At 57.0% G+C, this 15456-nt stretch carries 9 protein-coding genes; 1 reads left to right on the top strand and 8 read right to left on the bottom strand.

The window, feature by feature from the left end:
- Positions 1–197 precede the first annotated feature (197 nt).
- Positions 198–1526, top strand: coding sequence for an amino-acid N-acetyltransferase (gene argA, locus ACQE3Z_RS10040; RefSeq protein ID WP_085070352.1), 1329 nt, complete (start codon positions 198–200; stop codon positions 1524–1526).
- Between the two features lie 5 nt (positions 1527–1531).
- On the opposite strand, the gene recD is transcribed toward argA, so the two are convergent.
- The 8 genes from recD to ACQE3Z_RS10000 all read right to left on the bottom strand — a co-directional run bounded on the left by recD (position 1532) and on the right by ACQE3Z_RS10000 (position 15182).
- Complete coding sequence (gene recD, locus ACQE3Z_RS10035; protein WP_426973660.1) at positions 1532–3388, bottom strand: exodeoxyribonuclease V subunit alpha; 1857 nt, start codon at positions 3386–3388, stop codon at positions 1532–1534.
- Positions 3385–6927, bottom strand: a complete 3543-nt coding sequence (recB, locus tag ACQE3Z_RS10030) for an exodeoxyribonuclease V subunit beta (RefSeq protein WP_426973658.1) — start codon at positions 6925–6927, stop codon at positions 3385–3387. Before recB ends, recD begins: the two co-directional genes overlap by 4 nt.
- Positions 6924–9815, bottom strand: a complete 2892-nt coding sequence (ptrA, locus tag ACQE3Z_RS10025) for a pitrilysin (protein WP_426973656.1) — start codon at positions 9813–9815, stop codon at positions 6924–6926. The genes recB and ptrA overlap by 4 nt, the downstream gene beginning before the upstream one ends.
- A 118-nt stretch (positions 9816–9933) precedes the next feature.
- A complete protein-coding gene (recC, locus tag ACQE3Z_RS10020; RefSeq protein WP_426973655.1) occupies positions 9934–13323 on the bottom strand; it encodes an exodeoxyribonuclease V subunit gamma in 3390 nt (1129 codons plus the stop codon).
- Positions 13324–13452: 129 nt separating this feature from the next.
- Complete coding sequence (locus tag ACQE3Z_RS10015) at positions 13453–13767, bottom strand: prepilin-type N-terminal cleavage/methylation domain-containing protein (RefSeq protein WP_426973654.1); 315 nt, start codon at positions 13765–13767, stop codon at positions 13453–13455.
- On the bottom strand, positions 13757–14167 hold the full coding sequence (locus ACQE3Z_RS10010) for a DUF2509 family protein (RefSeq protein WP_426973653.1): 411 nt from the start codon (positions 14165–14167) through the stop codon (positions 13757–13759). Before ACQE3Z_RS10010 ends, ACQE3Z_RS10015 begins: the two co-directional genes overlap by 11 nt.
- A 14-nt stretch (positions 14168–14181) precedes the next feature.
- On the bottom strand, positions 14182–14721 hold the full coding sequence (locus tag ACQE3Z_RS10005; RefSeq protein WP_426973748.1) for a prepilin peptidase-dependent protein: 540 nt from the start codon (positions 14719–14721) through the stop codon (positions 14182–14184).
- Complete coding sequence (locus tag ACQE3Z_RS10000) at positions 14718–15182, bottom strand: prepilin-type N-terminal cleavage/methylation domain-containing protein (protein ID WP_426973652.1); 465 nt, start codon at positions 15180–15182, stop codon at positions 14718–14720. The genes ACQE3Z_RS10005 and ACQE3Z_RS10000 overlap by 4 nt, the downstream gene beginning before the upstream one ends.
- Positions 15183–15456: the final 274 nt, after the last annotated feature.

Below are 15456 nucleotides of genomic sequence, written 5' to 3'. Positions count from 1 at the left end.
GCCAGAAAAAAATGTGGCGAAAACTTTAACCCAATCGCTTTTATGCTGTCATCCGGAAAAAAGCCTTAAATGCAGCCTGTTAACCTTATTATCCGATTGTGAAAAATGATAAGCGATAATAAAAGCCGCTTGCACTTCAGGCAACAAAAGAATAAAAATACACAAAAACCGAATAGTCATGCAAAAGAGGGTTTGCCGTGAAGGAACGTAGTACCGCACTGGTTCAGGGTTTTCGCCATTCCGTTCCCTATATCAACGCCCATCGGGATAAGACCTTTGTCATTATGCTCAGCGGCGAGGCGATTGAGCATGATAACTTTTCCAGCATAGTTAACGATATTGGTCTGCTGCACAGCCTCGGCATTCGTCTGGTAGTGGTATATGGCGCACGGCCACAAATCGATGCCAGCCTGGCGGCACATCAGCTGGAACCGGTCTACCACAAGCATACCCGCGTAACCGATGCGCAATCCCTTGAGCTGGTTAAGCAGGCCGCCGGACGTTTGCAGCTGGATATTACCGCCCGCCTGTCGATGAGCCTGAGCAATACGCCGCTACAGGGCGCGCATATCAATGTGGTCAGCGGCAACTTTATTATCTCTCAGCCGCTGGGCGTGGATGACGGCATCGACTATTGCCACAGCGGCCGTATTCGCCGTATTGATGAAGAGGCAATCCACCGTCAGCTCGACAGCGACGCCATTGTTTTGATTGGCCCGGTAGCCGTGTCGGTGACTGGCGAAAGTTTTAATCTGACGTCGGAAGAGGTAGCCACGCAGCTGGCAATTAAACTGAAAGCGGAAAAAATGATCGGCTTCTGCTCTGAGCAGGGCGCAACGGATGATGAAGGCAATATTATTTCTGAACTGTTCCCGAACGAGGCGCAGGCGCGTATTGAAACCCTGGAACAGCGTGGTGACTACCTTTCAGGAACGGTGCGCTTTTTGCGCGGTGCGGTTAAGGCCTGCCGCAGCGGCGTGCGTCGCAGTCATTTGATCAGCTATCAGGAAGATGGCGCGCTGTTACAGGAATTGTTCTCCCGTGACGGCATCGGCACGCAAATCGTGATGGAATCCGCAGAGCAGATCCGACGCGCCACCATCAACGATATCGGCGGCATTCTGGAGCTGATCCGTCCGCTGGAACAGCAGGGAATTCTGGTGCGTCGCTCGCGTGAACAGCTGGAGATGGAGATCGATAAATTCACCATTATCGAGCGCGATAACCTGACCATCGCCTGCGCGGCGCTCTATCCTTTCCCGGATGAGCAGATTGGTGAAATGGCCTGCGTGGCGGTTCACCCTGACTATCGCAGCTCTTCACGCGGCGAAATGCTGCTACAGCGCGTTGCTTTGCAGGCGCGTCAGCTGGGGCTGAAAAAATTGTTTGTATTAACCACCCGCAGCATCCACTGGTTCCAGGAGCGCGGCTTTACGCCGGTAGATATCGAGCTGCTGCCGGAAAGCAAGAAGCAAATGTATAACTACCAGCGTCGTTCTAAAGTCTTGATGGCCGATTTGACCTGACCGGTTTAGAACAGGATCTCCTGATGTGGGGCGCGCAGACGCTCCACCAGTCCGCTGCGCCGCTGGGTACGCACGGCAACCGCGCGCGCAAAAATTTGCCGATCGGTATAAAGCGTTAACCGGCTGCGCGCGCGGGTAATGGCGGTATAAACCAGTTCCCGCGTCAGCACCGGCAGATAGTGGTTAGGTAACACCAGCGCGGTATGTTCGAATTCCGAGCCCTGCGATTTATGCACCGTCATCGCCCAGGCGGTATCGTGTGGCGGTAAACGACTTGGCTGTACCGCCTTAATCGTGCCGTCGGGCAGTGGAAAGAACACCTTCAGCGCGCCGCTGGCATCATTCATCGCAACGCCAATATCGCCGTTAAACAGCCCCAGCGCGCTATCGTTGCGTGCAATCATTACCGGCCGACCGATATACCAGCGGCTTTGCGCCTGCGGACGCCGAATTCGTCGCTGCTTCAGCAACTGGCGTTCGATACGCTCATTCAAACCCGCCACGCCAAATGGTCCTTCGCGCAGCGCACATAACAGCCGGTAACGGGCAAAGGCTGCCAACACCTCATCCGCATCCGCATTGTGCTGGAGCAGCGTTAAATACTCTTCATAACCTGCAATGCCCTGCTCTAAAAGCTGCTGGTAATGTTCAGCACTGCTTAGCTCGCTGCGACAAATATCCTCAAAGCCCGCGCCGAAAACCTTTTCCGCCGCTTTGGCATCGCCCGCGTTTACCGCCTGCGCCAGTTGGCCGATACCGGAACGGGCATCAAAACGATAACTTTTGCGCAGCAGACAGATACTGTCGCGTACGTTAGGCATATCTTCCCCGTCCGCCCCATCCAGCTGACAGCCGGTAAGCAAAGCCAGCTGCCGGGCACGCGCCGTACTGTAGCCCGCTTCAGCGCAGCGGCAAATATCGCCCAATACCGCGCCCGCTTCGACCGATGCCAGCTGATCGCGATCGCCCAGGAAAATGACCCGCGCATGTTTTGGCAGAGCGGCAATCAGATTTGCCATCATCGGCAAATCCACCATGGAGGCTTCATCCACCACCAGCACATCAAGATGCAGCGGGTTACCGGCGTGGTAGCGCAGCCGCTGGCTGTTGGGCTGCGCGCCCAGCAAACGATGCAGCGTGGTCGCTTCTTCGGGAAAGGCTGTACGCTCAGCGTCGCTTAGCCGCAACGCCTGCAGCGCCTTGCCTAATGACTCCGTTAACCGCGCGGCGGCTTTACCGGTGGGCGCGGCCAGACGAATACGCAGTTTTTGTTGCGAAAGGCGAATCAGCGCCGCCAGCAGTTTAGCCACGGTGGTGGTTTTTCCGGTACCCGGCCCACCGGAAATCACCGAGATGTGACGGGTAATGGCCACGGCGGCGGCGATCTTCTGCCAGTCGTCCGGGCGATCGCCGAACAGCTCATTTAATATCTGCTGCAAATCGGCGTCATTGAAAGCGGGCACCGCCTGCTCGGTGGCGATAAAACGCGCCACATGGCCTTCGCCTCGCCACATGCGGTGCAAATAAAGCCGCTGCTGCGCGACCACCAGCGGCGTCGGCTTTGAGCCATCGCTTACCGCGTGGCTTTGCAGCAGCAAACGCTGCCAGTCTTCCGGCTGACCTACTGTGCGCCAGATTTCCGCCGCCAGCTCCGGCTGACGTCCGGCGAACAGTTGACCGTCACGAAAATGATCGAGCGGCAGGCAAACGTGTCCTTCTCCCGCCTCGGCGCTTACGCAGGCCGCAGCCAGCATCAGCGCGGGTTGCTCATCATCCGCCAGCATATGGGCGAACTGCAGATCCAGCGCGCGTATCAGGCGTTTTTCTACGGCCTCGCGCAGCAACTCGCTGATTTTTCTCATTCCGCTTCCACCTTGTCTCCGGTAAACAGGCGATCCAGCGCCATGACAAAATCTGCAGACGGACGGTGATGAAACACGCCGTTTTCACTGGCGCTGCCGTCCATTCCGCGCAAAAAAAGGTAAAACACACCGCCGAAGTGGCGCTGATAATCGTAATCCGCTACACGATGGCGCAAATAGCGATGCAGCGCCAGCGTATAAAGCTGATACTGTAAATCGTAGCGGTGACTAATCATCGCTTCCGCCATCGCCTGCGGCGTATAGGCGGCGCTCTCTTCGCCCAGCCAGTTAGATTTATAATCCAGCAGGTAATATTTTCCCTGCCAGCAAAAGACCAAATCGATAAAGCCTTTCAGCATCCCCTGCACCTGCTGAAAATTCAGCTCTGGCGCGCGTGCCGACAGCGTATCGTGCTGACGCATTACCGCGTCCAGCGCCGGCGCGGTCAGCAGCTGATGCATCGGCAGATAAAACTCCAGTTCCACCAGATAGCGGCCCGGCGTTAATCCCGCCAGATGAATGCCGTCCTGATTAAGCGGCGTTTGCAATACCCGGCTAATCCAGTCGCACAGCATCGGCAACCATTGTTCGCCAAAGCCAGCCAGCTGTAGCTGCTCCGCCAGCCATGCCTCATCCGGCGGCTGGTTAAAATCCAGCGTTTCAAACAGGCCATGCAGAAAGGTGCCCGGCGAAGCGCCGCGCGGAAAGGTATGCGGCGTTAGTGCTGGCGCAACAACGTCTGTGGTTTCTCCTGCCGCATCGACATCAAAACGCGGTGCCAGATCGAGCGCAACCGTCGGGCCATGCTGTTGCAGACCGGAGTAGCTGGTAACGCGCCAGTGATCCTGCAACGGGCGGGAAATCACCGGGCTCTCCAGCTCCGGCATGCTATCGCCTTCCGGCTGCCAGCGCCCTTCCGTAGCCTCTTCCGGCATCACTACCTCTACCGCGTCGTTGCTTAGGCCATACAGCGCTTGCTGTAATCCGCTGGCGTTTAGCGCTTCACCGCGCTGAACCAGATAGCCCACCGCGCTTTTGTGCAGATCGCTGTTACCTTCTTTTTTACGGTTGCCCTTAATCAGCGGCGCAATGCCGATGCTACAGTGATAAACAGAGCGGGTCAGCGCCACATAGAGCAACCGCAAATCTTCCGCCAGCCTTTCCTGCTCGGCCAGCGCCAGACTCTCTTCATCATCGCTCAAATCCAGCAACGCCTGAAAAGTCTGTCGATCGTGATATAGCCCCTGCGCCGCCTCGCGGAAGTTAGCGGCAAACGGCAGCCAGACCAGCGGATACTCCAGCCCTTTGGATTTGTGAATAGTCACAATCTGCACCAGATGACGGTCGCTTTCGAGACGCAACTGCTGACTGGCGGACTGATGGTTAGGCTGCGCGACCTGCTGTGCCAGCCAGCGCACCAGCGCATGTTCGCTATCCAGCTGCGCGGCGGCCTCCTGTAACAGCTCCCCAAGATGCAGCAGATCGGTCAGACGCCGTTCACCGCTTTCTGAGGCCAGCAGATTTTCTGCAATGCTGCGCCGGGTCATTAATTCACGCAGCATAGGCAGCACGCCGCGCTGCTGCCAGCGTTGACGATAGGCCGCAAACTCTTCAACCAGCGCGTCCCAACGATCTTCATCCTGACTCATGGCGTCGATGGTGGCGGCGTCCAACCCCAGGATACTGGTGGCCAGCGCGCTGCGCAGGGTACGCTCCAGCTCCGGTGCCAGCACCGCCTGCAGCAGCCACAAAAGTTCACGCGCTTCCGGCGTAGTAAACACGCTGTCGCGGTTAGATAAATAGACCGAAGGGATATTAAGACTTTCCAGCGCATCGCGTATCACCGCAGCCTCGCTGCGGCTGCGCACCAGAACGGTAATGTCGGAGGCTCTGACCGCCCGCTGGTCGCCCTGCTTGCCCACCAGCGCTTCACCCCGCAGGCCAGCCTGCAGCCAGTGGAGGATTTCTGCCGCACACTGACGCGCCATCCACTGCTGGTATTCGCTAACGCCCACGCCTTCGCCGGGCTGCAGCCAAAAGCGCAGCGCTGGCTGCACCGTGCCGTCAAGATGGAAACCGCGCGTTTCATTGGGCGGCGCGGCGTTCACCTCAATGAAAGGGATCTGGCTGAATAAAAACGGGTTCTCCAGCCGGGAAAAAAGCTGGTTGACGCTGGCGACCATCGCTGGCGATGAACGCCAGTTAGTGTCCAGCGTATAGTGCGCGCTGATTTCGCTACGGGCGCGCATATAGGTAAAAATGTCCGCGCCGCGAAAGGCGTAAATCGCCTGCTTGGGATCGCCTATCAGCAGCAGCGCATTTTCCGGCTGGGCGATATAAAGCCGCCGGAAAATACGATACTGCTGCGGGTCGGTATCCTGGAACTCATCGATCAACGCAACCGGATAGCGGGCACGAATGGCTTGCGCCAGTAAATCGCCGCCGGGCTGCTGCAGCGCTTCATCCAGACGACTCAGCAAATCATCAAAGCCGAGCAGCGCCCGTAGCTTTTTCTCTCTGCGGGTTGCCAGGCGAATATCTTCCAGCGCCCGGGCAATAATCAGATCGCGTAGCGAAAGCGGCTCGGCGAAGAAGTCATCTACCGCCGTAAACAGCGGATGGCGTGGCGGCTCGCCCTTTTTGGTTTTCTCCAGCAGCACGCTCTGGCGAAAACGCGCCAGATCTTTAGGCACCGTATAGCCCTGGGTCTCTTCTTCTACCCAGGTTGCCACATTATTCAGCCAGGCTGGTAAATGCTTACTACTGTAACTCCGCTTATCAACGCCAGATTTTTCAATCAGCTCGCGCAAATCTGCTGCCGCCGCACGCCATTGCGCCTTCAGGTTATCAATGCGTGCCACGATTTTCTCATGACGCTGCGCCAGCGTTTCTTCGCTATCCGGCGCATATTTTAACGCTGGCGATTCGCCATGCAGCCATGGCATTAAGGTGGCGAGCAGCTGTTCCGGACCGGTCCACTCCTGCGCAATGACTTTGGCAATCGTCAGCGGCAGCGGATAGCAGTGGCGACGCCAGAAGTCGGCGGCGGCCTGACGGCGCAGCGCAGATTCATCTTCAATCAGCTGCTGCTCAAACAGCATCCCGGATTCAAAGGCGTTGAGGTTCAGCATCCGCTGACAAAACCCGTGGATGGTAAAAATCGCCGCTTCATCCATTTGCCGTTCGGCGGCCAGCAGCAGCGCGGCGGCATCAGCAGGATCGCTAATCTCCTGCATCAGCGCTGCCAGCACCGGATTGGCGCTGCTGCCGCGCACGCAGACCAGCCGCAGCTCATGGATATTCTGCCGAATACGTCCCCGCAGTTCAGCGGTGGCCGCCTCGGTAAAGGTCACCACCAAAATCTCTTCCACCGACAGCGGACGATGAAAAGCATTATCCTGCCCGAGGCCAAGCAACAGCCTCAGGTAGAGTATGCCGATAGTAAAGGTTTTCCCGGTTCCCGCTGACGCCTCGATAAGCCGCTCTCCACGGAGCGGCAGTGTTAGCGGATCGAGCCGCTGGGGATTGTTGTCACTCATTTCTTCTCGCTTGTCACCGGCAGCGTCTGCTGCAGGCTGCTGACGTTCGGCCAGGTTTTCCAGCCTTGCGGTGATGCATAGTCAGCTTTTCCATGCTGGCTGCCGGAAATCTGCGACAGCATAGCCAGTCCCTGCTTAGCGATCACCGCCTGGTGGAAGAAATCTGCCAGGCTCTGCGGCGTCAGCGTTTTAAGTTGTTCAATAACCTGTTCACGGGTATCAAAAGCGTAATTTTCCCGATAGAAATCTTTGCCATAGCGCGCCGCCTCTTCATCCAGCGTTTGCGGACGCTGCTGCAGTTCATTAATCAGCGCCGCCTGATACTGGGCGAAATCCTGCTGGCTTAACCCCCGCAGCCGCTTTTCAGCATCGGCATAGAAAGCTTCATAGCGTTGCAGCAGCAGAGCGGGCTGTTTGCTGTTGCTTTGCAGCAGAAAACCGATGCCCCACTGGCGTCCCACTGACATCGGGAAGGTAAAGACCGCATAGCCCAGCTGTTGTTGAGTACGTAACTGGTTATAAAACCAGGGTTGAATAATCTGACTCAACAGCGAGCTGATAGCAATACTTTGTTCTTCACCGTAGCCCACAGGAATGTAAACCGCAGCCAGCGCTGAGTCGCTGCTGCTGCCCGCCTTCTGAATATTGGCGCGCAGCGGCTGGTTAATCAGGATATCTTCGCTGTGCCACCAGCTTTTGCCCTGACAGTTAACCTGCTGCTTAACTTCACGCGCCAACGACGTCACCATTTGCGGGGTCATGTTGCCCACGACCAGCATCTCCGGCGTCGCCTGCTCTGCCAGCATGCGGCGATAGTCGTTCAACTCCTGCAGGCTAATGGAATCCAGCAGCTTACGGCGCTCGCTGCGCTCGGTATAAGGAAGCTGCGACAACATCCGTACCGGCTGAATCGCCTGCTCAAACGCTTTGCCTTTTTCTGCCGCATCCAGTTGTTCTTTATACCAGGACTTGGCCTGCGCCAGCTGATCTTCCGTCGGAACATAATTGACGTAGCCCTGCAGCAGGGTAACCAACAGTTTGGGCAAACGTTGAGTAAAGCCGCTGGCGCTAAAAATGACGCCATCACTTCCGCTGGTGGAAAAGCTAATGCCGCCGACCGCCGCCTGTGAGCTCAGTTCATCAAGCGCCAGACCCGCCAGATAATCATTCAGGGCGAACAGCACCTGATGACGGGCGCTATCCATCGCCGCCTTATTACGTAATGCCAGCATAATATCGGCTTTCGGCTCGCTGGCATGATAGCGGCTTGGCATATAAAAGACGCGCAGCCCCGGCTCATTAATCAGCGGTTGCGGATGGGTTATCGGCTTTTCAGACGCCGGGATTAAGCTAAAATCATCGGGGATATAGGGATTCAGAGCAGGCAGATCCAGCTTGATATTTTCGGCCTCCTGCTGCCACTTATTGAACAGTTCGGCGCTGATTTTATCTACCTGGTAAGGCGCTTCGACAAAATAAGCGACTTTGTTATGCGGCTCGTTGGGGCTGATATACCAGATGCGCGCATTCTGCGGCGTCATCTCTTTCAGGCGCGCGCTGATTTCCGCCGGATCATAGCGGTCAGCAAGGTAGGAGGCATTAAGCGTATACTCGACCGGCACCCGCAGCATGGTATCCGCCAGCCATTCGATATAATCCATATCGCGCGTAATCGACGGATAGCGATAATCGATATCCAGCACATGCGCCATCTCATCGAAATAGCGTTTATCGATACCCTTATCGCGCAGCATGGCCAGATAATCAAAAATCGCCGCGACTACCCGATCGCGCTGCGCCAGGCCTTTATCGGTTAGCGAAACGCTAATGCCAAATATACCGCCGTTACGCGTAATGAGCGGATCGGCGCCAGCATCAATGGAATCGGCCAGCCCCTGACTTTGCAGCCAGTCGGAAAGCGTATTTTTGCTGCGGTTGCTAATCAGGTAACCGATCAGCGTATCGGTTTTGCTGCGAAAGCGATCGCTATTGTTATCAATTCGGAATTCCAGGCGCAGTTGTTTACGCGGCTGGGCCGGTACGTAATGAATGATAATGCCTTTTTGCTGGTCGGTGACCACCGGCACGTTGATCGCAGGGACGCTGGCGTGACGATTGCTCACGCGCCCAAACGTCTGCGCGGCGATAGCGGCCAGCTCCGGCAGCGGTTTATTGCTGTAGATAACCGCTTTCATCAGGTTGGCTGAGTAGTGCTGCTGATAAAACTGACGCAGCGCATCCTGTAGTTTGCTGTCTGGTTTGTCGCTCAGCGTCTCCAGGTTACCGCCCGAGAAGCGCGCCGCTGGATGCGCCGGATTTAATGTCTCCGCTCCAACCTGAGCCATCCGATGTCCGTCACGGGAACGCGCCATCGTCAGTTCAGCGTTAACGGCATTCCGCTCGCGATCGGCATTAACCGGATCAAGCAGCGGCTCGGCGATGGCGTCAGCCAGGCGGTCGACGGCCGGGGCCAGCGCATCATTTTCCACTTCCAGATAGTAAGCGGTACGGTAAGAGGCAGTGCTGGCATTATGGCTGCCGCCATGTTTCTTCAGAAACTCCGCCAGGTTATCCGGCTGTGGATAGCGCTTCGAGCCCATCAACACCATATGCTCAAGATAATGCGCCAGGCCCAACTGCCGATCGGGATCGTCCAGCGAACCAATCGGCAACGTCAGCGCCGCCAGCGATTTCGTTGCCTGGGGATCGGAAACCAGCAATACCGTCATCTCATTATCCAGACGAATCGCCTGATAGTGACGCGGATCTTTATTGCTCTTTTGAATGGTCCGATCGAGAGGCTGCCAGCCTTTTTCAGCGCTGGCCACCTGGCTAAACATGGTGAAAATCAGTAACAGACTGGCTGTCCAGACAGCGTACTTTCTCATTTAATCCCCTTGAGTGTTATCCTTTTTCCAACGCGGTGTCGCTGATCAAAACAACTATCACCACTGAAATCTGGCGGGCTGGCTTCCCGCCAGGCGCATCTACTGTAGGTCAAACTGGCTACTCATCATTTTTCTGCGTATCGCTGCGGTTAAAACGCAGCAGCGGCAACAGCCACTGTTCGGCTGCAGCGCAAATGGCATCAAGCTGCGCCGCTTCCAGCGTGCGGAACAGCCGTTGCAGATAGGGATCGCTCCCCTCGCCTTCCATTTGATAATTGCCCTGCCAGGCGGTTAACAGCTTCGCCCGCGCTTTGGTTTGCGTGGCCTCATCCATTAGCATGATGTCGTTTTTAGCGTCATAGCTCGCCTCCAGCCAGGCACCACCGGTTTTCGCCAGCAGCAGCAACGGTGAACACATGCCGTCACGATAGCCTTCGACATAGCGCGTAAGCCACTCCTGCGCCTGCTGCGCATCGATCGCGTCAAAGCACCAACTGCTCTCTTTGCGTCCCAGCATGCGGCTCTGCCCTTTTCCACCCAACGCACACCACGCCAGATGCTCCAGCCACAGCGCCAGCCCATCGGTGAAGTTCAACACGCCAGGCCGCCAACGCAGCAGGCCGCTATCCTGCACCTGCGGCAACCAGCCGTTAAGTTTGACGCCTGCAATGGTCAGGTCGATTTCCATACTGCGACTTTCAGCGCGCAACGCCCTGACCTGTTCAGCCAGCGGCGTCATCTCTTCCTGCTGCGTTTGCCAGAAGAGTTCACCGAAAGCGCCATAGGGCAACACGCCCGCCGCGCGATGATGATTGAACAGTCGTTGGGTATCTTGCTCTTCAATCAGCGCGTTTAGCAATTGGGCGTTGATCTGATAGCGATCGAGCGCATCCAGTACAAAGGGTTCGGCATCTGGCAGTTCGGTCTGCTCCAGCGCAAAACTCACGCCGAGGCGCATAGTAAAGAAAGCGCGAACCGGATGCCGCCAGAAACGCAGCAGCTGTTCAAAGCTCAGCTCACGGAGCTCCAGTGGCGGCAGCGGCTGCATAAATGGTGGATGCGGCTCGCCGCTGCCACGCGCAGCAGGCAGCCACTCATGGGCGAAACTGCGATACTCCGCCTGCGGCGCGAAGTTTTGCGGATCGAACGGCATACGGCTGTGCAGACAGTGCAGATGCGCCAGCACCCGTTGAGCGCTGCTGTCTACATCCAGTGCCTCGTCGCCCGGCAGATGAAAGCTTTGCCCAATATAGTCCACCAGTTCAGTGACCAACACCGAAGGATATCGTTCCGTATTATCCTGAATCGAGCGGCCAATATAGCTGATATAGAGTTTCTGCTGGGCTGAAAGCAAAGCCTCAAGAAACAGGAAGCGGTCATCGTCGCGGCGGCTGCGGTCGCCCTTTTGCGGCTGCTGCGCCATTAAATCAAACCCCAGCGGCGGCAGCGTACGCGGATAGATGCCATCATTCATGCCCAGCAGACATACCACGCGAAACGGCACCGAACGCATCGGCATCAGGGTACAGAAGTTAACCGGCCCGGCCAGGAAACGCTGGCTGATGCGCTGCTGATCGAGGCGCGAGGCCAGCTCATCGCGCAGCAGCGTAGCCGGAACGCTATCAACGTAGCGCGCCTGCAGACCATAGGCCATCACCTGCTGCCACTGCTCTTCAATCAGCATCAGCGCAGCATCGGTATTCACATCGGCAGCAAAAAAGGTTTGCAGCATTTCACGGCACAGTGGTTGCCAGTCGCTCAGCGTACGCGGCTCAGCCAGCACCTGACGCCAGTGGTTAAGCTGCATCAGCAACTCTGCCAGATTACCGGCCAGCTCGGCGATTAACCCGCTGGACTCATCGTAAGGCAGGATGCCGTCCCAGTCGCCATGCATGCTCTCCATGGCATAACCGAGCAACATTCGCGTGATGCCGAAACGCCAGGTATGCTGGCCGGTGGGCGGTAGCTTCAGCTCACGCACGTTATCATCATCCAGCCCCCAGCGAATGCCGGATTCCTCTACCCACATACGCAAACGGCGCAGCCCTTCCTCATCAATAGCAAAGCGCGTTGCCAGTGCCGGTACCTCCAGTAGCGCCAGCACCTCTTCACAGGCAAAGCGGCTTTCCGGCAAAGCGAGCAGGTTAAGAAAGGCCATAATCGCTGGATGGGCGAAGCTGGCGCGGCGATCCGAAATGGCAAAAGGCAGATAGCGATCTGAGGATGCGTTGCCGAATACCGCCTGAATATATGGCGTATAGGCATCAATATCGGCCACCATCACGATAATATCGCGAGCGGTCAGCGAGGGATCCGCCTCCATCATAGCCAATAATTGATCCTGCAAAACTTCCACTTCACGCTGCGGGCTGTGACAGACATGCACCACCACGGATCGATCCCGAGGATCGAGGCAGCGCTTTTTATGGCTGCTTTTCAGCTCTTCCGCATCCAGTCCAATCACCGCGTTATCTTCCAGCTCCAGCAGATCGTGCTGCAGCGCCTGCAACAGCGTGTCCTCCGGGACATCGACAAAAGCATCAATTTCCCTCGCCTCCATTTGTGCCAGCAGATAGAGGTTATCGCGCCCCAGTTTGCCCCACGAGGCCAGCAGCGGGTTGGTCAGCTGTTGCTCTCCGGCATCGTTAAATAATGAAGAGGCTGCGTCGGGATCACGAAACAGGGCAATGTCCTGCTGCTGCTGATGATGGCGACGGCGGCGGCTTTGAAGTTTCGCCAGAAACGCGTAATCCTGGATATCGCCCCAGTAGTGCCGACAAGGATTGGTAAACAGCAGATGAATATCGATATGCTTGCCCAGCGCCTGTAGCGCCTGCAGATAGACTGGCGGCAGCGCGGAGATCCCACAGATAAAGACGCGGTCAGGCAGGCCCGCCGGACGTGATTCGCTGCTTTCCAGCTTTTGAATAAAGCGCGCATACAGGTTGGCGCGGTGCCACTCTGGCTGATCGAGATCGCGGGTATATTCCACCAGCGCGGCCCACAGCGGGGCCTGCCACTGCTGCGCCTCGCCCAGCCCATCGATTACTTTCCCCTGCTGCCAGCTGTTCAGCCATTCCGGGCGATAGACCAGATACTGGTCATAAAGATCGGCCACGCGCGAAGCCAGCTGGAACAGCTTACGTTTGTCATCGTCGTCGTTGAGATAGTGCTGCAACGGGCGAAACGCCTCCTGACGCAGCAGATCGGGCAGCAGCGTCATTAGCTTCCAGCTCATGCTGGCTTTATTAAAGGCGCTCTCTTTGGGGATGCCGGGCAAGACGCGCACAAACATATCCCAGATAAAAGAGGCGGGCAGCGGAAAAGCGATATTGGCCGCAATACCGAACTGTTGCGCCAGCTGCATCTGTAGCCACTGCGCCATGCCCGGGCTTTGCACCAGCACCACCTCGGACTGAAAAGGGTCGCGTAACGGTTCGTTTTCAATCAGATACGCCGCCAGCGATTTAAGAATATCGAGCTGGTTGGAGTGATAAACCGTAAACATGTTGGCTCCTGTTCAGTGCTGCTACGGCGCGTTAGCGCGGGGACACTCTACCCCTTAAATTGGCTAATGCAACCGTCGCGCAAAAAAAGCGCAAAAGTACGATGAATAACAATAGGCCCGTAGGCAGCTTCAACGATGCGGAACGCTATTATCGCAGCGCAGCTGGTCCAGCGTAACAGCAGAGAGGCCGGGCCGGAAAGCGGTGGCCCGCCATAACAGGCAGCCCTCTACCGCAGGCAGTTTGTGTAGCGAGGTTTGCCAGCCTTCGCTCTCCTGCCCCTGCAGACGCAGCGCCGCCATGCGCCACGCTTCACGCTGTTGCCACTGTTGATAAAAGCCAGCTGCCAGCATCTGCTGATAGTGCAGCAGCGCCGTTAAACTCATGGCAAACAGCAGCAACGCCAGCAGCGTTTCCACTATGCTGAAACCTCTTTCACCCGACATCAGGCAGGCAGCCCTCTGACAGAGGAAGCGGGCAAAAATCGAGCCAGCCATGTGCCAGCGGTTGCCAGCGCCCCTCCGCTACTGGCGTCAGCCACTGCCATAGCGCCAGCGCCTCCCCTGTTGATGACTCTCCGGCACCGCGCAGCAGTGCTTCACCGTTATGCCTGAGCAGTATGCAGGCGCGCCAGCCATATGTCGGCTGCTGCTGGCAGTGCCAGCCCTGTTGAGTCGGCCAGCTCAGCCTTGCGCCCCAGGCCAGCGCCGAAAGCGCATGGTAATGCTCCCGCAGGAACTGACGTTCATCCGTAACCAGCGACAGCGCACCGTCCAGCTGTTGCCGTGTGGCATGCAGCAGGCCAGAGCCGAGCAGTAGCATTAGCAGCACCATCGCTATGGCCATGCCGCCATCTTCTCTTAAGGCAAGTTGTGGGTGCTGATGATGCTTTGCAGCCTGAGTGCTGACGTGGAAAAGCCTGATGATTCGCCGCCGAGCGTCACCTTCACCTGCTGCCCGACGCGGGTGAAAGCCAGTTCGCCAATGGTTAGCGTGGCCGGATCGGACAGGCTCTCCCAGCCACTGCCGTTGCAGCTGCTCACGCCGCGCTGTATTTCCAGCCGTTGATTGCGGAGCCGGTATCCGTACCATTCGCTCTCCTCATGCTCCGGCCCTTCCCAGCGACCGTTGCTGTTTTCATCCCACCGGATCAACAGACAGCGCTGTTGAATGATAAGCGGTGTTCCCTGGCAGAAACCGTGACAGTAACCCGCTCGCCGAATCGCTTTTTCCAGCACGCTCATTATTTGCTGCAGCTCTTCCTGTAAACGCATCTGGCTTTGCAGCTGTATATTTTGCCGCTGCAGGTGCGGCAACAGACGCAGCGCCCCCAGCATTAAAATGCCGCTCAACGCCATTGCGATCATCATTTCCATCAGACCAAAGCCAGCCTGTTTCACAAACATGGCGCAACCTGGCAAAGCCGAATACGGCCGCGTGAGGAGATAATCATGCGCCAGCGCAGCGAGCCTTCGCCAAAAATAATGTGCCCTGCTTTTGCCACGTTGCGTTTACCGTAAAACCCCGGCGCACCTTCAATGGCAATGATATGGACCTGCGAATGCGGCGCCAGCAGCTGTAAACGTCTGCCGCTAGCACAGCCCGCCGCAGGCACGGCGCCGCTGCCAAGACACCACCTTTCGCCCGTTAACAGCCATAACGGCTGCTCCCGGTTATGCCAGTTGGCCCAGGCGCGCACGCCGTGTAAAAAGCGTTGCAGCTGCCGGGCAGTTTCCTGCATGCGCTGACGCTGCTGCCAGCTTTGCCAACTCTGCAACGAAGCGAGGCTCAGCAACGCGGCTATCGTCAGCACCAGCAGCAGTTCCATCAGGGTAAATCCATCGGTACGCGTTTTTTTCATGGCGCTATTGTGCCGGGCTGAAGCGTCGCGACCAGTACCATATTGATGGATTGCGGTCTTGCTTCCCGCTTTTTTAATCGTTTTACAGCTGTTTGCGCTGCGCTGTGACGTCTGCCACGCTACAAGGTGCATGACGGTTCTGCAGCTGGGTTCAGTGCCGCATGTCGATTGTTTAAATAGAGAATTAATGAAGGAAAAGCAGACGTTATAAAAGTATCGACAGCTGCCGCAGGCTAATCTCTACCAACAGCGCAGGATGGCGTTAGCCGCCTGT

This window comes from Pantoea sp. FN0307 (assembly GCF_050113815.1).
GTDB classification, from domain to species: domain Bacteria; phylum Pseudomonadota; class Gammaproteobacteria; order Enterobacterales; family Enterobacteriaceae; genus Mixta; species Mixta alhagi.
Note: the sequence above shows the minus strand (reverse complement) of the source record. Positions and strands in the feature narration are given on the sequence as shown.

Bases quoted from the DNA above. Each gene is read 5' to 3' on its own strand.
- recD (WP_426973660.1), bottom strand. From the start codon at position 3,388: ATGAGAAAAATCAGCGAGTTGCTGCGCGAGGCCGTAGAAAAACGCCTG.
- recB (WP_426973658.1), bottom strand. From the start codon at position 6,927: ATGAGTGACAACAATCCCCAGCGGCTCGATCCGCTAACACTGCCGCTC.
- ptrA (WP_426973656.1), bottom strand. From the start codon at position 9,815: ATGAGAAAGTACGCTGTCTGGACAGCCAGTCTGTTACTGATTTTCACC.
- recC (WP_426973655.1), bottom strand. From the start codon at position 13,323: ATGTTTACGGTTTATCACTCCAACCAGCTCGATATTCTTAAATCGCTG.
- ACQE3Z_RS10015 (WP_426973654.1), bottom strand. From the start codon at position 13,767: ATGTCGGGTGAAAGAGGTTTCAGCATAGTGGAAACGCTGCTGGCGTTG.
- ACQE3Z_RS10010 (WP_426973653.1), bottom strand. From the start codon at position 14,167: ATGGCCATAGCGATGGTGCTGCTAATGCTACTGCTCGGCTCTGGCCTG.
- ACQE3Z_RS10000 (WP_426973652.1), bottom strand. From the start codon at position 15,182: ATGAAAAAAACGCGTACCGATGGATTTACCCTGATGGAACTGCTGCTG.